The organism is Mycobacterium colombiense, assembly GCF_003284935.1.
Taxonomy (GTDB): domain Bacteria; phylum Actinomycetota; class Actinomycetes; order Mycobacteriales; family Mycobacteriaceae; genus Mycobacterium; species Mycobacterium arosiense_A.
Map to the genome: position 1 here is coordinate 16401 of NZ_QMEV01000017.1, position 18003 is coordinate 34403.

The 18003-nt window shown below is 70.7% G+C and carries 18 protein-coding genes; 10 read left to right on the plus strand and 8 right to left on the minus strand.

The window, feature by feature from the left end:
- Positions 1-3: 3 nt before the first annotated feature.
- The 10 genes from hypF (at position 4) to DQP57_RS10755 (ending at position 9888) form a co-directional block, all read left to right on the plus strand.
- Positions 4-2367: a carbamoyltransferase HypF gene (hypF, locus tag DQP57_RS10710; protein WP_112633015.1), complete on the plus strand. Its 2364-nt coding sequence runs from the start codon at positions 4-6 to the stop codon at positions 2365-2367.
- Positions 2364-3155 carry a HypC/HybG/HupF family hydrogenase formation chaperone gene (locus DQP57_RS10715; RefSeq protein ID WP_240631735.1) on the plus strand — a complete coding sequence of 264 codons (792 nt, stop codon included), beginning with the start codon at positions 2364-2366 and terminating at the stop codon, positions 3153-3155. Before hypF ends, DQP57_RS10715 begins: the two co-directional genes overlap by 4 nt.
- Positions 3152-3826, plus strand: coding sequence for a D-sedoheptulose-7-phosphate isomerase (locus tag DQP57_RS10720; RefSeq protein WP_112632952.1), 675 nt, complete (start codon positions 3152-3154; stop codon positions 3824-3826). The genes DQP57_RS10715 and DQP57_RS10720 overlap by 4 nt, the downstream gene beginning before the upstream one ends.
- On the plus strand, positions 3823-4938 hold the full coding sequence (gene hypE, locus DQP57_RS10725) for a hydrogenase expression/formation protein HypE (RefSeq protein ID WP_112632953.1): 1116 nt from the start codon (positions 3823-3825) through the stop codon (positions 4936-4938). Before DQP57_RS10720 ends, hypE begins: the two co-directional genes overlap by 4 nt.
- Positions 4939-4959: 21 nt before the next feature.
- The gene (locus DQP57_RS10730; RefSeq protein ID WP_112632954.1) at positions 4960-5232 is read left to right on the plus strand and encodes a HypC/HybG/HupF family hydrogenase formation chaperone; all 273 of its coding nucleotides are present in this window, start codon (positions 4960-4962) and stop codon (positions 5230-5232) included.
- A gap of 12 nt (positions 5233-5244) precedes the next feature.
- Positions 5245-6375 carry a hydrogenase formation protein HypD gene (gene hypD, locus DQP57_RS10735; RefSeq protein WP_112632955.1) on the plus strand — a complete coding sequence of 377 codons (1131 nt, stop codon included), beginning with the start codon at positions 5245-5247 and terminating at the stop codon, positions 6373-6375.
- The gene (locus tag DQP57_RS10740) at positions 6372-7106 is read left to right on the plus strand and encodes a DUF6390 family protein (RefSeq protein ID WP_276310824.1); all 735 of its coding nucleotides are present in this window, start codon (positions 6372-6374) and stop codon (positions 7104-7106) included. The genes hypD and DQP57_RS10740 overlap by 4 nt, the downstream gene beginning before the upstream one ends.
- 22 nt (positions 7107-7128) lie before the next feature.
- Entirely contained in the window at positions 7129-8262 is a 1134-nt protein-coding gene (locus DQP57_RS10745) for an alkaline phosphatase family protein (protein WP_112632957.1), read from the plus strand.
- An 85-nt stretch (positions 8263-8347) separates the two neighbouring features.
- A complete protein-coding gene (locus DQP57_RS10750; RefSeq protein WP_112632958.1) occupies positions 8348-8803 on the plus strand; it encodes a hypothetical protein in 456 nt (151 codons plus the stop codon).
- A gap of 122 nt (positions 8804-8925) precedes the next feature.
- Entirely contained in the window at positions 8926-9888 is a 963-nt protein-coding gene (locus DQP57_RS10755; RefSeq protein WP_112632959.1) for a PPE family protein, read from the plus strand.
- Here DQP57_RS10755 and DQP57_RS10760 read toward each other — a convergent pair.
- The 8 genes from DQP57_RS10760 to DQP57_RS10795 form a co-directional block, all read right to left on the minus strand.
- Positions 9885-10664 (minus strand): 3-oxoacyl-ACP reductase, encoded by a 780-nt coding sequence (locus tag DQP57_RS10760; RefSeq protein ID WP_112633016.1) that lies wholly within the window; start codon positions 10662-10664, stop codon positions 9885-9887. The two genes, DQP57_RS10755 and DQP57_RS10760, sit on opposite strands and share 4 nt — an antisense overlap.
- Before the next feature lie 3 nt (positions 10665-10667).
- Entirely contained in the window at positions 10668-12032 is a 1365-nt protein-coding gene (locus DQP57_RS10765; RefSeq protein ID WP_112632960.1) for an aldehyde dehydrogenase family protein, read from the minus strand.
- Position 12033: 1 nt separating this feature from the next.
- A complete protein-coding gene (locus DQP57_RS10770; protein WP_240631736.1) occupies positions 12034-12792 on the minus strand; it encodes a gamma-glutamyl-gamma-aminobutyrate hydrolase family protein in 759 nt (252 codons plus the stop codon).
- Entirely contained in the window at positions 12773-14125 is a 1353-nt protein-coding gene (locus tag DQP57_RS10775) for a glutamine synthetase family protein (RefSeq protein ID WP_240631737.1), read from the minus strand. Before DQP57_RS10775 ends, DQP57_RS10770 begins: the two co-directional genes overlap by 20 nt.
- Positions 14126-14190: 65 nt before the next feature.
- Positions 14191-14742 (minus strand): alpha/beta hydrolase, encoded by a 552-nt coding sequence (locus DQP57_RS10780; protein WP_112632962.1) that lies wholly within the window; start codon positions 14740-14742, stop codon positions 14191-14193.
- Between the two features lie 129 nt (positions 14743-14871).
- Complete coding sequence (locus DQP57_RS10785; protein ID WP_112632963.1) at positions 14872-16377, minus strand: cobyric acid synthase; 1506 nt, start codon at positions 16375-16377, stop codon at positions 14872-14874.
- Positions 16378-16387: 10 nt separating this feature from the next.
- On the minus strand, positions 16388-17245 hold the full coding sequence (map, locus tag DQP57_RS10790; RefSeq protein ID WP_112632964.1) for a type I methionyl aminopeptidase: 858 nt from the start codon (positions 17243-17245) through the stop codon (positions 16388-16390).
- A gap of 97 nt (positions 17246-17342) precedes the next feature.
- Positions 17343-17927, minus strand: a complete 585-nt coding sequence (locus DQP57_RS10795) for a DUF1707 SHOCT-like domain-containing protein (RefSeq protein WP_112632965.1) — start codon at positions 17925-17927, stop codon at positions 17343-17345.
- Between the last annotated feature and the right edge of the window lie 76 nt (positions 17928-18003).

Here is an 18003-nt window from a genome sequence, read left to right on the forward strand (position 1 = left end):
GACATGGCGCAAGCCCCCCTGCTGTTGCGGCCCGCCGAGACCCAGGTGCGCCAGCGCGTCACGGTGACCGGCGTGGTTCAAGGGGTGGGCTTTCGCCCGTTCGTGCATCGGATCGCGACCGAACTGGGCCTGGCCGGGTTCGTCGGCAACGACTCGGGTGCGGTCTTTCTCGAGGTGCAGGGGCGGCCCGCCCGGGTCGCGGAGTTCGGGCGCCGGCTCCGCGCGCAGGCGCCACCCCTGGCGCGGATCACCGGGGTCCGCGTCGCGGACGTCGCGGCCGACCCCGCCTGCCCGACCGAATTCCGGATCGTGTCAAGCCAATTGGCGCCCGGCGCCACCACCCCGATCCCGCCCGACATCGCGGTGTGCGACGACTGCCTCGCCGAACTGTTCGACCCGCACGACCGGCGTTACCGGCACCCGTTCGTGACCTGTACCAACTGCGGTCCGCGGTTCACCATCATCCGGGGACTGCCGTACGACCGGCCCGCCACCACCATGTCGGCGTTCGCGATGTGTGCGCGCTGCGCCGCCGAATACCACGATCCGGCGGATCGCCGGTTCCACGCGCAGCCGGTCGCCTGCCCGGACTGCGGGCCGACGCTGTGGTTCACCTCGCCGGCCGGGCGGGTGAGCGGCTCGGATGCGGCACTGAGCGCCGCCCAGCTCGCGCTGGCCTCCGGCGCGGTGGTGGCCATCAAGGGCATCGGCGGCTACCACCTGGCCTGCGCCGTCGACGACGCCACGGCCGTCGCCGTGTTGCGGACCCGAAAAGCCCGCGTCGCCAAGCCCTTTGCCATGCTGGTCCGCAATCTCGAGGTGGCCCGCCGCTACGCCCACGTCGACGACACCGAGGCCGCGGTGCTGTCCGGCCCGGCCCGCCCGATCGTGCTGCTGCGGCGGCGGCCGCTCGCGGCGGTCGCCGAGGGTGTCGCGCCCGGCAGCCCGCTGCTGGGGCTGATGCTGCCCTACTCCCCCATCCATCACCTGCTGCTGTCGGCGGCGCCGGGCAACGCCGGACCGGCGCCCGAGGCCCTGGTGCTGACCAGCGCCAACCGCTCCGATGAACCCATCTGCTTCACCGATGACGATGCGGCGCAACGGCTTCCCGCCTTGTGCGACGCGGTCCTCGACCACGACCGGCCCATCCATGTGCCGTGCGACGACTCGGTGGTGCGCGTCGTCCACGACGAGACGGGACCCCACGAGCTGCCCATCCGCCGGTCCCGGGGCTATGCGCCGCTGCCGATCGACCTGCGCCTCGAGGGGCCCGCCGTGCTGGCCGTGGGCGGCGAACTGAAGAACACCTGCTGCCTCACCGACGGGGGTCGGGCGTACCTGTCCGGCCACCTCGGCGACATGGCCACCTGGGCGACACTGCGCGCTTTCGAGCGCGCGGTGACCCAACTCAGCGAAATCCGCGGCCGGCCGGCGCGATTGGCCGCCGACCTGCATCCCGGCTACCACACCCGCGCCTGGGCCGAGCGCCACGCGGGCGAGCGCCCGCTGGACCTGGTGCAGCACCACCACGCCCACGTGGTCTCACTGCTGGCCGAACACGGGCGCCTCGGCGAACCCATCATCGGGGTCTCCTTCGACGGCACCGGCTACGGCAGCGACGACACGATCTGGGGCGGAGAGATTCTGGCCCTCGGAACGCGAAGCCACTGTTTCGTGCGGGCCGGGCACCTGTTAGCGGTGCCGCTGCCCGGCGGCGACGCCGCGGTGCGCAACCCATGGCGGATGGCGCTGTCGCAACTGTGGATGGCCGACATCGACTGGACGCCCGACCTGGCGCCGGTGGCCGCGGCGAGCGCCGACGAACTGCGCCTCATCCGTTCGCAATTGGAGACCGGGACGGGTTGTGTGCCATGTTCGAGCATGGGCCGGCTGTTCGACGCCGTCGCCTCCCTGCTCGGCGTGCGGCAGCGCATCGACTATGAAGGGCAAGCCGCGATCGAACTCGAGGCGCTGGCGCAGTCGGCCGGTGTGGCACGCCCGCAACCCTCCCTGCCGCTGGCGGTGCGCCCCGACCGGGTGATCGACCCCGCCCCGATGGTGCAGGCCATGGTCGCCGCGCTGTACGCCGGGACACCGCCGGCGGCGCTGGCGGCGGCGTTTCACCATGCCGTCGCCGACGCCGTCGCCGAGGTGGTCGGCCGGGTGCCGGGCGGCACCGCGCTGGTGGGTCTCACCGGCGGGGTCTTCCAGAACGTGCTGCTGCTGCGGTCATGCCGTACCCGGCTGCAGCACAAGGGGTTTGAAGTGCTCACCCACCACGTCGTGCCGCCGAACGACGGCGGGCTGGCCCTGGGCCAGGCCGCGGTGTCGGCGCTGATCGCGCAAGAGGAGGAATCGACGCGATGATCACCACAGCGATCGATCGCGGCCTGAGTGCCGAACTGGCCGAAGACCTCGCCGCCACCGCACTGACGCTGGCCAAGCGATTCGCCGCCGGCGCCACCATGTGGTCCATCGCCCCGTCGTGGGAACCCCATGCGCTGCACATCGCGGTCGAATTCGTGCATCCGGTGATCATGGGTAAGCGGGCGCTGCCGGCGGTCGCGCTGACCGGCCCGGATCTGGTGGATCTGGTACGGGTCTCGGTGCGGCCCGGCGACATCGTGGTCGCGATCGCGGGTGCGGACAACGCGCAAGTGCGGTCGGTGATGCGCCGCGGCCCGGCCTGGGGGGCCACCACGATCTGGATCGGCAGCGGCGACCCGCCCGCGGCCGCGATGGCCGATCACGTGCTCTGGCTTGACGATCCCGACCCACGCGTGCCCGCCACCGGCGGCTTCGTGCTGTTCTACCACCTGCTGTGGGAGCTGACCCACGTATGTTTCGAGCATTCCGGGTTGCTCAAACCCACGCGGTGCGAGGACGACGAGGCGTGCGTGACGTGTAGCGACGAAGGCCGCCTGGGTGAGGTGGTGAGCGCTGCGGTCGGTGACCAGGCGCGGGTGCGCACGGCGCGGGGAATCGAGGACGTGATCACCACACTCGTCGACCCGGTCGCGCCCGGCGAGCTGGTGCTGGTGCACGCCGGCATGGCGATCAGCCGCGTCTGTGACGAAGATGCCGGCGCAGCCGGGATCGGAGGAGCAGCGCCATCGGTCCCCGTCTGTGACGAAGAGCAGGAAGGTGTTTCATGAGTCCCGCCGACGAACCCACCAACTTCCTGTACCCGTTCATCGACGCCGAGGAAGACGATCCCTGCGCCCTGCTCGCCGACCTGGCCGCGTCCGCCCACGCCAAAGCGGCCGAAAGCCTGGCGCTGCGGCGTTCCACCCTCGAGGCCAACGCCGACCTGCTGGCGGCGGCCGCCGCCGAGTTGGCCCGCCGATTCGCCGCTGGCGGAAGGATGTTCACCTTCGGCAACGGCGGCAGCTGCACCGACTGCACCACGCTGGCGAGATTGTTCGCCCGGCCGCCGCTGGGCAAGCCGCTGCCGGCGTGGTCGCTGACCGCCGATCAGGCGATCCTGACCGCACTGGGCAACGACGTCGGGTTCGAGCTGGTGTTCGCCCGGCAGCTGATCGCCCGCGCGCGCGACGGCGACATCGCGATCGCGATGTCGACCAGCGGCAACTCACCCAACCTGCTCACCGCGCTGGCCGAGGCGCACAAGCGCAGGCTCTACACCATCGGCTTCGCCGGCTACGACGGCGGCGCCTTCGTGAACAACCCGAACGTGGACGCCTGCATCGTCGTTCGCTCGCAGAGCGTGCACCGGATTCAGGAATCGCAGGCGCTGGTCGGCTACCAGTTGTGGCTGGCCGTCCACGAAAGCCTGGGCGGCGACCAAGGTTTGGGGGCCGCATGACGAACAAACAGGCCAGCGACTACCTGTCCTCGGGGCCGCGGTTCGGCGAAGGCGACGTGATCGAGCGGATCGAGTCGTTCCGCCGGCGCCGGCCCCGACTGCTCGACGATCACGTGACCCTGGCACACGGCGCGGGCGGCAAGGCATCGGCGGCTCTGGTGGACGCCGTGTTCTTGGAGGCGTTCCGCAATCCGCTGCTCGAGTCGCTCGGTGACGGCGCCGTCCTGGCGTTGCCCGGCGGCGAGCGGGTGGCGATGTCGACGGATTCGTTTGTGGTGCAACCCCGCCGGTTTCCCGGCGGGTCCCTCGGCGCCCTCGCCATCCACGGCACCTGTAACGACTTGGCGGTGGCCGGTGCCGTGCCGTCCTGGATCTCGGCGGCGTTCGTGCTCGAAGAGGGCTTCGGGATCGCCGAATTGAAGGAGATCGTCGCCGACATGGCCGCGGCGGCCGCGGCCGCCGGTGTGCAGGTGGTCACCGGCGACACGAAGGTGGTGCCCCGGGGCGCTGCCGACGGATTGTTCATCAGCACCGCCGGAATCGGCGTCATCCCCGCGGGCCGCGCGCTGTCGGCGCAGTCGGTGCGCGCCGGAGACAAGGTGCTGTTGTCGGGGTCGATGGGCGACCACGGCATGGCGGTGATGCTGGCCAGGGGCGATCTGGCCATCGAGGCCGACATCGCCTCCGACACCGCGTGCCTGAGCCCGTTGGTGGAGCTGTTGATGGCGGCCGCCCCGTCCACCCGATGGATGCGTGACGCGACGCGCGGCGGCGTCGGCACCGTGTGCAACGAGCTGGCCCAGGCCTGCGGACTCGGGGTGTTGCTCGACGAGGAGCGACTCCCGGTGGCGCCCATGGTCACCGGCGCCTGTGAGTTGCTCGGCATCGATCCGCTCTATGTCGCCAACGAGGGCAAGTTCGTCGCCGTCGTCGCACCGCAGGAGGCCCAGGCCGGACTGGACGCGTTGCGCTCGCATCCGTTGGGCGCCGATGCGGCCGTGGTGGGCGAAATCGTCGCCGAGCCCGCCGAAAGCGTGGTGCTGCGTACGGGATTCGGCGGCACCCGGATCGTCGACATGCTGGTCGGCGACCCGCTGCCCCGGATCTGTTGATAGATGAGGAGATACACCAACATGTGCCTAGGGATTCCGGGCCGGATCGTCGAGATCACCGACCCAGCCAATTGCTTGGCGAAGGTGGACGTCAGCGGTGTGCAGCGGACCATCAGCGTCCGGCTGTTGGAAAACGACCCGCCCGCACCGGATGACTGGGTGCTGGTGCACGTCGGGTTCGCGATGGCCAAGATCGACGAGACCGAGGCGCTGCTGACCCTGGCCGCGATCAAGAAGCTCGGCGACACCTACACGACCGAAATGCAGGCCTTCGATTCGTCGGCCATCGTTTGACGAGGAGCGGCAATGAAATTCGTTGACGAATTCCGCGACCCGGCCGCGGCGCGCAAGCTGCTGGTGGCCATCGAGCACCTGGCCGGGACCGACGGCGAGGAGTTCAAGTTCATGGAGGTGTGCGGCGGTCACACCCACACCATCTACCGGCACGGCATCGAACACCTGCTGCCCGACAACGTCGAACTGGTGCACGGCCCGGGCTGTCCCGTCTGCGTGATCCCGATGGGGCGCATCGACGACGCGATGTGGCTGGCCGGCCAGCCCGACGTGATCTTCACTTGTTTCGGCGACATGATGCGGGTGCCCGGCTCGCACGGCAGCCTGCTGGACGCCAAGGCCCGCGGGGCCGACGTGCGGTTCGTCTACTCGCCGCTGGACGCGTGCAAGATCGCTGTCGACAACCCCGGCAAGCAGGTGGTGTTCTTCGCCATCGGTTTCGAGACCACCGCACCCTCGACCGCGGTGACGCTGGTGCGGGCCCGCGAGCTGGGCCTGCCGAACTTTTCCGTGTTCTGCAACCACGTCACGATCGTGCCCCCGATCAGGGCCATCCTGGAGTCGCCGGACCTGCGGCTGTCCGGCTTCATCGGCCCCGGGCACGTCTCCACCGTGGTCGGCAACCGGCCCTACCGGTTCGTGCCCGAGGTGTACCGAAAGCCGTTGGTGGTGGCCGGTTTCGAGCCGCTGGACATCCTGGCCTCGGTCGCCATGCTGCTGCGCCAGATCCGCGAGGGTCGCTGCGAAGTGGAAAACCAGTACAAGCGCGTGGTACCCGAGCGCGGCAACCCCGCGGCGCTCGCGTTGATGGGCAAGGTGTTCACGCTGCGGCCGCACTTCGAATGGCGCGGGCTGGGCTTCATCTCGCAAAGCGCCCTGCGACTGCACGACGATTTCGCCGAATTCGACGCCGAGCTGCGGTTCGCGATGCCCGGCGTGCGGGTCGCCGACCCGAAGGCGTGCCAGTGCGGCGAGGTGCTCAAGGGTGTGCTCAAGCCTTGGGAATGCAAGGTTTTCGGCACCGCCTGCACCCCCGAGACCCCGATCGGGACGTGCATGGTCTCGCCCGAAGGGGCGTGCGCGGCCTACTACAACTTCGGGCGCATGCACCGCGACGCGGTCAAGCTGGTGGGGCGCACTTGACCTCTGCCGAGGGCGCAGAGATGTTCGCCCGCTACGCCTATGCCCCCAACGCGCTCGGCTATTGCGGCCCGCCGCTGGGAGCGACCCTGCGCGACGGGTCGGTCGCCGAGGTGCGCAGGGCGGCGACCAGGTTCTCCGGGGCCTGGCCGTATCTGCGGGTGCTCTCGGAGCTGACCGGCATCGCCGATCCGCTGGATTACCGTCTGGTCGAATCGTATTGGCTCGGCGGCGGGGTCGCCGCCGAGCTGGACCCCCAGGAATTCTTCGACGCGCTGCTCGCGATCATCGGCCCGCAGGCGGGCCACTACTGGTCGCACCTCACCGCGGATCTGGCGTGTGAGGCCGCCGGCAACCACTGTTTCCACGTGTTCGGGGTGTATCCGTGGACGCGCTTTTTGGGGCGAGGTATCGACGAACAACCGCTGAGCGTGCTGGACAACTGCCGAATCACTTCCGGCACAGTGGTTTCCCGCGCCGCGGACCGCGTCGAGGTGGTGTGCCGAAACCTGACCTGGGACGGTCGGGCGCTGGCGCTGTCGCAACCGTCGGCGCGCGTGCTCGACGTGTGGGTCGACGGGTACAGCGCGGTGCCCGACGTGGCCGCCGGCGACGTGGTGGCGATGCACTGGGGCCGGTTGTGCGGCCGGCTCTCGCCGGCGCAGCTGTGCGCGCTGACCGACAGCACGGCGCGGCAGCTGCTGGTGACCGGCCACCGACTGGCGCGCGTCTGACTTCGCCACCAGACTGGCCTGCGTGCCCGGTTCTCTTTGCGACGTGCTGCCCGCCGCCGCCGGACTGCTCGGGGTCCCGGACGGCCCGAACCAGCCGGACGCCCTGGCGGTGGCGGACTGGGTGGACGCGGACCGGACCGACCGGGTGCTCGTCGTGCTGGTGGATGGTCTGGGCTGGCACCTGCTGCCGCAGCTGGCCGGCAGCGCCCCACTGCTGGCGTCCGTGCTGGCCGGTGGCACCGGACGGCTGACCCAGCTGGACTGCACCTTCCCGTCGACCACGCCCACCAGCCTGGTGTCGCTGGGCACCGGCGCGCTGCCGGGCGAGCACGGGATCCTGGGCTTCACGCTCAGGGTGCCGGGCACCGATCGGGTGCTGCACCACGTCCGGTGGCGTGACGACCCGGCCCCCGCCATCTGGCAGCCCGTGCCGACCTGGTTCGAACGGCTCAAGAATGCGGGCGTGAGCGCCCGCGCCGTGCTGCCGGCGCTGTTCGTGGGCAGCGGCCTGACCGAGGCCGCCTACCGGGGCGCCGAGCTCCACCCGGCGGAACCGACCGACGACTACCCGGGGCTGGTGGCCGACGTGCTGCGCGCGGCACCCGGCCTGGTCTACGGCTACACCGCCGAGCTCGACACCGCCGCCCACGTCTTCGGCGTCGGCTCGGAGCAGTGGCACGCCGCGGCGACGAATGTCGACACGCTGCTGACGCGCCTGCTCGAGGCGCTGCCGGCGAACGCGGCGATGCTGGTGACCGCCGACCATGGCGGCATCAACGTCCCGGCCGAGGCGCGCATCGACCTCGACACCGCCCCCGGGCTGGCCGAGGGAATCGAGGTGGTGGCCGGCGAGCCCCGGGTGCGGTATCTGCACACCGCGCCGGGTGCGGCCGGCGACGTGCAGGCCGCGTGGGCCGAGCTGTTGGACGGCCGCGCCGCGGTGTACAGCCGCGAGCAGGCGGTGGCCACCGGCATGTTCGGGCCGGTCGCCGCGCCACACCTGGAGCGCCTCGGCGACGTGGTCGTCGTCTGTTCCGGCGACACCGCGGTGCTGGCGAGCGCGCATGAGCCCCCGGAAACGTCTCGGCTGGTGGGCTTTCACGGCGGGGCCACCGCGGCGGAGATGGCGATACCGCTCATCGTTTTCCGGCCGTAGCTGCGCAAACACACACCGGACTCGGATCGAGTTCACAGCTCGTTGCGACCGTTCGCCGATTTTCGCGCGGTACATTCGGTGCACTGTGACTTTCCGGGGCGTTGGCGAAACTCGGCGATGGCAGTCGGCCATCGCGGTTGCCGCGGCGCTGGCCGCGTTCACCGCCCTGATCACGGGTTCGGCGCTGCGGTCCACCTTCTCCGCGGCGGCACTGCCGGAGCCCGCCGCGTGGTCCGCGGGCGTCGGCGCGTCCGCGGGCCTAACCCATGGCCGTCCCGCCGCCCTCAACCAGTCCGCCGTGGCCGCCTCGCGATTCGGCGCGCCCGCGAACAAGACCAACAAGAAGCCGTTCGGCGGCGCGTGGATGACGAAGGAACGGCCCCCGACGTGGAACCGCACGTCGGCACAGTCGGTGCTGACGACGGCGCCATTGTCGTTCACCCCAATAGGGTTTGCGCCCGCGGGCGCCCCCTCGCGGGCGCCGGCGGCCATTCCGTCCGACCGAGATATCTTGACCCAGATCTGCGTCGCCCGCAGCTGAGCGTGACGCCCGGGCCGAACGTGCCTGGCCCACCGGCTTGTAACCCCGGCGTCTATCTCGTGAAGGAACACCCTCATGCTTTCGGGCACAACTCATACCGCCACAGCGGGGCGGAGGCTGTAATGGATTTCGCGACGCTACCCCCGGAAGTCAACTCCGGGCTGATGTACTCCGGTCCCGGGGCGGGCTCGATGACGCAGGCCGCCGCGGCATGGGATGCGTTGGCCGCGCGGCTGTTTACCGCGGCGGCCGACTATCGGGCGGTGACCGCGAAGCTGGCGGCGACCGGCGAGAGCCCGGCCGCGGCGGAGCTCGCCGAAGCCGCCGCGCCCTACGCCGACTGGCTCGACACCGTCGCGGCCCGCAGCGAGCACGCGGCCATCCAGCTCGCCGCGGCGGCGGATGCGCACCAGTCGGCCTTCACGGCGACGGTCCCGCCACCGGCGATCGCCGGCAACCGCACCCGACGCTTGTCGCTGGCCTCGACGAATTGTCTGGGCCACCACAGCACGGCGATCGCCGATGTCGATGCCGAGTACGACGCGATGTGGGCGCAGAACACGGGCGCCATGTACGCCTACGCCCGGGCCGCGGCCGGCGCCGCGGCGATGGCCCCCTTCCCCGCACCACCCGGCAATCCCGCTGTGGCCACCCGTAATTGGGCCTTGCAGTCGGCCCCCGACGTCATATCGGCCGGCGGCCAGGTGATGTCGGTGATCCCCGTCGCGTTGGCACGGCTGTCGTCGTCGCCCGTGCACACGATCGACGCGTCCCTCGCACCGATCACCGCGCCGCTGTCGAAGCTCAACTCGATGACCGCGCCGTCGGATTTCGCAATCGCCCACCTGAATTCGGTGAACAAGACCGCGGCCCTGCAATCGCTCTTCCCGAAGCCGGTCGCCACCAACGGCGTGAAGGCGGGCCTGGGTCGCGCGACGCCGGTCGGCGTGCTGTCGGTGCCACGCGCCTGGGCGGCCGCCGCACCCGCGCTGGAGCGGTCGCTCGAGGAGCTGGCGGGCGAACCCATCCACCTGGTCGCGGTCAGCGCGCCGCCCGGCCCGCATGCGGCCCATGAGTCGGGTTAGAGCGGGGTGACATAGGCGGCGCTGATGCCCCCGTCGACCATGAACGTCGAAGCGGTGATGAACGACGCGTCGTCGCTGGCCAAAAACGCCACCGCTGAAGCGATTTCGTCAGGATCGGCGAAGCGGCCGACGGGGACGTGCACCAGCCGGCGCGCGGCCCGCTCGGGGTCTTTGGCGAAGAGCTCCTGCAGCAGTGGGGTGTTGACCGGCCCCGGGCACAGGGCGTTGACGCGGATGCCCTGCCGGGCGAACTGCACGCCCAGCTCGCGCGACATGGCCAGCACCCCGCCCTTGGACGCGGTGTAGGAGATCTGCGACGTCGCCGACCCCAGGACGGCGACGAACGACGCCGTGTTGATGATCGAACCCGTGCGCGCGGGCACCATGTGGCGCAACGCGGCCCGGCAGCACAGGTACACCGACTTCAGGTTGACGTCCTGGACGCGTTGCCACGCCGGCAGCTCGGTGTTCTCGATCAGGTCGTCGTCGGGCGGTGAGATGCCGGCGTTGTTGAACGCGATGTCGATGCGCCCGTGCGCGCGCGCCGCGGTATCGAACAGCGCGTCGACCGCGCCCTCGTCGGAGACGTCGGTGGGCACGAACAAGCCGGACAGCTCCTCGGCCGCCGCGCCACCCGCGTCGGCGTCGACGTCGCCCACCACGATCGTGGCGCCCTCGGCCCGCATCCGCCGCGCCGCGGCCAGCCCGATGCCGCCACCGGCGCCGGTGACGACGGCCACCCGTCCCGCCAGTCGTTGGGTGAGATCGACCGCCACCACCTACTCCTCTCCGATCGCGATGAACACGTTCTTGGTCTCGGTGAAATGCAGCGGCGCATCCGGGCCCAGCTCACGGCCGAGCCCCGACTGCTTGAACCCGCCGAACGGGGTGTTGTAGCGCACCGACGAGTGCGAATTCACCGACAGGTTACCGGCTTCCACCGCCCGGGAGACGCGCAGCGCGCGGGACAGGTCGTCGGTCCAGATCGAGCCGGACAACCCGTAGCTGGTGTCGTTGGCCAGCGTGATGGCGTCGTGTTCGTCGTCGAAGGGCAGCACCGTGACGACCGGGCCGAAGATCTCCTCGGTGACGCAGCGGTCGGTGCGGTTCGGCGTCAGAACCGTCGGCGGGAACCAGAATCCGCGGCCGGACGGCGCGGTGCCGCGAAACGCGACGGGGGCGTCGTCGGGCACGTAGGACGCCACCTTGTCGCGGTGCGCCGCCGACACCAGCGGCCCCATCTCGGTGTCCCGCGACGCCGGGTCGCCGACGACGACGCGCGTGACGGCGGGCTCGAGCAGCTCCATGAACCGGTCATAGACGCTGCTCTGCACCAGGATCCGGCTGCGGGCGCAGCAGTCCTGGCCCGCGTTGTCGAACACCCCGGTTGGCGCGGTCGCGGCGGCGCGCTCGAGGTCGCAGTCGGCGAAGACGATGTTGGCGCTCTTGCCGCCGAGTTCGAGCGTCACCCGCTTGACCTGGGCGGCCGCACCGGTCATCACCGTCTTGCCGACCTCGGTGGAGCCGGTGAACACGACCTTGCGGACTCCCGCGTGGGTGACGAACCGCTGCCCCACCACCGCGCCCCGCCCCGGCAGCACCTGCAGCAGGTCCGCGTCGAGTCCGGCCTGGGCCGCCAGCTCACCGAGCCGGATCGTGGTCAGCGGCGTCACCTCGGCGGGTTTGACCAGCACGGCGTTGCCCGCGGCCAGCGCCGGTGCGAAACCCCACGACGCGATGGGCATCGGGAAGTTCCACGGGGTGATCACACCGACCACGCCCATGGGCTCGTTGAACGTCACATCCAGACCGCCGGCCACGGGAATCTGCTTGCCGGACAAGCGTTCCGGGCTGGCGGCGTAGAAGCTCAACACGTCGCGGACATGACCGGCTTCCCACTCGGCCGACGCGATGGGATGCCCCGAGTTGGCGACCTCGAGGGCGGCCAGCTCGTCGAGATGGGCGTCGACGGCGGCGGCGAAGGCCCGCAGGCCGTCGGCCCGTTCGGCCGGGGCCAACCGCGCCCACCTGCGCTGGGCGGCCCGCGCCCGGGCCACCGCGTCGTCGACCGCCGCGACGTCGGCGTGCTCGACCGACCGCAACACCTCCTCGGTCGCCGGGTTGATCAGTTGCGCGGTACTCACCTCAGCTCACGCGTCCCGCGTAGGACCGGGCCGCGTCCACGATCGCGGTGAACAGCCGCACATCGTCCAGCGACTGTTCCGGATGCCATTGCACGGCAAGCACAAACCGGTCCCCCGGCAGCTCCAGCGCCTCGACCACGCCGTCGCCATCCCGCGCGCTGACCACCAGACCGTCCCCCACCTCGTCGATGGCCTGGTGGTGATAGCTCGGCGCGTCGGTGGCCTCCCCGATCAGCGCGGCCAGCCGGGTGCCCGCCACGGTGCGCACCGGCAGCCTGGTGAACACCCCGTTGCCCGCCCGATGTCCGCTGTGCCCGAGCACGTCGGGCAGGTGCTGGTGCAGCGTGCCGCCCAGCGCGACGTTGAGAATCTGTGCGCCGCGGCAGATTCCGAGCACCGGCAGGCCCCGCCGCAGCGCGCCGCGCAGCAGCGCGAACTCCCACGCGTCGCGGTCGGTCCGGGGCTCGTCGGTGCTGGGGTGCGGTCGCTGGCCGTAGCTGGCGGGGTCCACGTCGTAGCCGCCCGTGATCACCAGCGCGTGCAGGCTGTCGAGAACCGATTCGACGATCTCGGCGTCCACAGGCTGCGGTGGCAGCAGGACCGCGATCCCGCCGGCCAGGATGACGCCCTCGAAGTAGTCGGCGGGCAGGTACCCGGCGGGGATGTCCCAGATGCCGGTCTGGACTCGCTCCAGGTACGTCGTGAGGCCGACAACCGGGCGGCGCCGGTCGCAGTCGGACCTAAAGCCGTTCAAACCCACGCATCCTCTCCCAGTCGGTGACCGCCGCGTTGAACGCCGCCAACTCCACCCGCGCGTTGTTCAGGTAGTGGGCGACGACGTCGTCGCCGAACGCGTCGCGCGCGAGCGTCGAGCGCTCGAACACCGCGGCCGCGTCGGCCAAGGTGACGGGCAACCGCTCGACCCCGGGCGTCTGGTAGGCGTTCCCCGCGCACGGCTCCGGTAGCGCAAGGCCCCGTTCGATACCGTACAGCCCTCCGGCGACGATCGCCGCCACCGCCAGGTACGGGTTGACGTCGCCGCCGGGAACCCGGCACTCGACGCGGGTGCTGCGCCCATGGCCGACCACCCGCAGCGCGCAGGTGCGGTTGTCCAGCCCCCACGCCAACGCGGTGGGCGCGAAGCTACCGTCGGCGAATCGCTTGTAGGAGTTGATGTTCGGCGCGTAGAACACTGTGAGCTCACCCAAGCTGGCCAGCAGGCCGGCCAGGAAGCTGCGGAACGTCGAGGACATGCCGTGCGGACCGCTGGGGTCGGCGAACACCGCACCGCCCTGCGGGTCATGCAGCGAGAGGTGCACGTGACAGCTGTTTCCTTCCCGCTCATCGTATTTCGCCATGAACGTCAGGCTCTTGCCGTGCCGGTCGGCGATCTCCTTGGCGCCGTTCTTGTAGATGACGTGGTTGTCGCAGGTGACCAGGGCGTCGGCGTAGCGGAATCCGATTTCCTGCTGCCCCCTGTTGCATTCGCCCTTGACGGCCTCGAAGCGCAGGCCGGCGCCGATCATCCCCTGCCGGATGTCGCGCAGCAGCGGCTCCATGCGCGACGACGCCGCGATCGCGTAGTCGATGTTGTAGTCGCTGGCCGGGGTCAGCCCGCGGTAGCCGGCGGCCCACGCCTGGCGGTAGGGCTCGTCGAAGACGATGAATTCCAGCTCGGTGGCGACGTCGGCGGCCAGGCCGCGCTCGGCCAACCGGTCCAGCTGGCGGCGCAGGATCGCCCGCGGCGACACGGTGACCGGACTGCCGTCGGCCCAGCCCACGTCGGCGATCACCAACGCCGTCCCGGGCAGCCAGGGGATGCGCCGCAGGGTGGACAGGTCGGGGCGCATCACCGTGTCGCCGTACCCGGTGTCCCAGCTCGACATCGCGTAGCCGGTCACGGTGTTCATGTCGACGTCGACGGCGAGCAGGTATCCGCAGCACTCGGCGCCGTGCGTGGCCACCTCGTCGACGAACAGCCGGGCGTCGACCCGCTTGCCGACCAGCCGCCCCTGCATGTCGGCGAAGGCCACGATGACGGTGTCCACCGCGCCGGCGCCCACCAGCCGCTGCAGCGCGGTCAACGACAGCATCCCGCCGCCCTCGGCATCGGTCACGGCGGGTTCGTCACTGGCCATGACCGTCAGTCAACCAGGCCCTACCAGGTGCTGGTGCGCAAGATGATCTCGGCGGCCAGTTGGGCCGTCGACTCCTGCACCGTGCGCCGCCCCAGGTGCACCACCCGGTAATCGGCGTACACGTAGCGCTGGCTGGCCTGGGCCACCGCCCGGGCGGCCGGCGAGCTGACCAACACGGTGGTGCCGATCTCGACCGGCGGGCAGTGCCCGTCGGTGACGGCGCCCTCGTAGTTGGCGGCCCGCGGGTGGCCGCGGTCGATCACCACCAGTCCGACGAAGCGGCCCAGCCGGGTGGCGGTCAGTTCCCAGGCGAGCTCAGCGCCGGCGCGATCACCCATCACCACGGCCCAGCCGATCCCCAGCGCGTCGAGGATGCCGATAACCGACTTGGGGGTCAGCCGCGCGTCGAAGCCCACCACGACCGTGCGAAGCGATGCGGTGTGCAGGCGCTCGCAGACCGCGTCGTACGCGGCCGGGGCGCGGTCTTCGTCGGCCAGTATGACAACGACGACGCCGTTCTCCGGGCCGGCCACAACCACCGGGACACCGAACCCGTCCAGGGTGGTCATCATCGAGGACACCCCCGCACGCTACAACCAAACGGCATGTGTGCGCGACGATTCTTGCGCATCTAATACCCGGATCCGTTTACTGACCGCGCCGTCAACGGCGGCGTTCACACTGCGTTCGGCGCGAATGCCCTACGGCCGCAAGGTACTTGCCAGCTGCGGTCGCCGCGGCGGCGGACCATCAAGCAGGCTGAGAATGGCGTCGATGTCGAGATGGGTTGCCAGCAAATCGGCGGCGACATCGAGTTGGGCATCGCGGCGGGCGGCGACGTCGGTGTCGCCCACCACGAAGCCGCCGCGCCCGGCCGCGTCGGCGACCCGGCGCAGCCACGCGCGCCGGAACGCGTCGTTGTCGAGCAGTCCATGCCAGTGGGTCCCGAAGACCGCCCCGCGCACCACGCCCTGCGGGTGTGGATCGGCGTCGCAGTCGAACCAGCTCGCCTCGGCGCAGCGGGTGACCCGGCCGTGGTGGATCTCGTATCCGGTGAGCGGCCGCTGCCAGCGGCGCAGGGTCTTGTCGGGATCGAAGGCGATGTCGGCGTCGAGCAACCCCAGCCCGGCCACGCCCGCGGCCCCGGATTCCACCGGATCGTCTAGGCGAGTGCACAGCATCTGAAAGCCGCCGCAGATTCCCAGCACCGGCTTGCCGGCGCGGGCGTGCGCGGTGATCGCGTCGGCCAGGCCGTGACCGCGCAGCCACGCCAGGTCGGCGACGGTGGCCTTGCTGCCGGGGATGACGATCAGGTCGGCGTCGGTGACGTCGGCGGGGTCGGTGACCCAGCGCACCAGCACACCCGGTTCGCAGGCCAGCGCCTCGACGTCGGTGGAGTTGGAGATCCGGGGCAGCCGGACCGCGGCCACCCGCAGCCACTCGTCCCCGCACGGCGGTGTGGGCGTGCCGATGACGCGGTGCGCCACCACCGACAGCGAGTCCTCGGCGTCCAGCCACAGCTCGTCGGCGTAGGGCAGCACGCCGTAGGTGGGCCGGCCCGTCATGTCACGCAGCTGGCGCAACCCGGGCTCGAGCAGCGCGGGGTCGCCGCGGAACTTGTTGACGATGAAGCCCGCGATGAGGGCCTGGTCGTCGGGATCGAGCACCGCGACCGTCCCGAACAGGTGCGCCAGCAGCCCGCCGCGGTCGATGTCGCCGACCAGCACCACCGGCAGATCCGCCGCCCGGGCCAGCCCCATGTTGGCCAGATCGGTGGCGCGCAGGTTGATTTCGGCCGGCGAACCGGCCCCCTCGCAGATCACCGCATCGAATTCGTCACGCAGACAGGACAATTCGTCGAGAACGATCGATGACAGCTTATCCCGGTGTCGCACATAGCTTTTCGCGCTGACCGTGTCGGCGACCCGACCCTTGATCACCAGCTGCGAGGTGCGGTCGCTGCCCGGCTTGAGCAGGATCGGGTTGAATCGCACGCTGGGTTCCAGCCCCGCCGCGCGCGCCTGGATGGCCTGGGCGCGGCCGATCTCGCCGCCTTCGACGGTCACCACGGAGTTGTTGGACATGTTCTGCGCCTTGAATGGGGCGACGCGGACCCCACCGCGGGCCAGCAACCGGCACAGCCCCGCCACCACCACCGATTTCCCGGCGTCGGAGCTGGTGCCCGCGACCAGCAGGGCTCCGGTCATCCGGCAAACGTCATGGCAAGGTGAGGATTTCGACGCCGGTGTCGGTGACCAGCAGGGTGTGCTCGAACTGCGCGGTCCACTTGCGATCGCGGGTGACCACCGTCCAGCCGTCGTCCCAGATCTCGTAGTCCAGGCCGCCGAGGTTGATCATCGGTTCGATGGTGAACGTCATCCCCGGTTGCATGATGGTGGACACCGACGGCTGCTCGTAGTGCAAGACGACCAGGCCGTTGTGGAACGTGGTGCCGATGCCGTGACCGGTGAAGTCACGAACGACGTTGTACCCGAACCGGTTTGCGTACGATTCGATGACGCGTCCCACGACCGACAGCGCCCGCCCGGGTTTGACGGCGTTGATGGCCCGCATCGTCGCCTCGCGGGTTCGTTCCACCAGCAGCCGGTGCTCCTCGGACACGTCGCCGGCCAGGAAGGTCGCGTTGGTGTCGCCGTGCACGCCGTTGATGTAGGCCGTGACGTCGATGTTGACGATGTCGCCGTCCTCGATCACCGTCGAGTCGGGGATCCCGTGGCAGATGACCTCGTTGAGCGACGTGCAGCACGACTTCGGATAGCCCTTGTAGCCCAGTGTGGACGGGTAGGCGCCGTGGTCGACCATGTACTCGTGGGCGATGCGGTCCAGCTCGTCGGTGGTGACCCCCGGGGCGACGGCCTTGCCCGCCTCCACCAGCGCGCCGGCCGCGATCCGTCCGGCGACGCGCATCTTCTCGATCACCTCGGGCGTCTGCACCCACGGTTCGCTGCCCTCCTGGGCCGTGGGCTTGCCGACGTATTCCGGGCGCGCGATACTGCCGGGCACCGGCAGAGTCGGGGACAACTCTCCGGGGGAAAGCGCGGTGCGAGCAGGCATGCGACCAGCTTAACGATGCGCACCGGGCGTCGGGTTCGCCCAGGCGGTAATCCCGCGGGCCGCTACTCGCTTTTCCGCCGCAACTTTTCAGGCTCGGCTAGGGCCGCTGGCGGCGCAGCAGCGAGCGGCGCGGCCCCCGGATGATCACCGAGCCGCACACCACCCGCCCGGTCAACACGACGTGCGGCCTGCCCTCACCGGGCGGGTCTTTGCGGCGGTCGCTGGCGCTGCCCACATAGACCTCGACGTCGTCGATCGAGGCGCTGGCGCCGTCGGGCAATCGAATCTCCACCGAGCCGAACCTCATGTCGAGTTCGATGACCACCACCGGGCCGGCGAACCGGGCCTTGGTGAGGTCGAGTTCCACCGAGCCCAGCCGGCGGACCAGCGCCAGGCGGGTGGGCACCTGCCATTCGCCGTGGCGCTTGAGCGAACCCGCCCAGCCCCGCAGCTCCACCCGGTCGGCCGCGGAGGTGACGATCGCGCCCGGCCCCGGCAGGTCGCCGACCAGATGGTCGAGCTCGCCGCGCGTGCGCGCGTAGGACACCTGCGACGAACGCTGCTCGAACTCGTCGATATCGATCAGCCCGAGCGCGACGGCGTTGTGCAGTCGCCGCATCGTGCCGTTGCGGTCGGCGTCGGAGACCCGCAGGGCCACCATGTCGCCGCCGGTATCGGTCATGTTCGCAATTTACCGCCGATGCGGGCCAGCGGCGCTTGCAGGATGGCGCCGCCCCGCTGCGCCCGGCGCGGGCGCC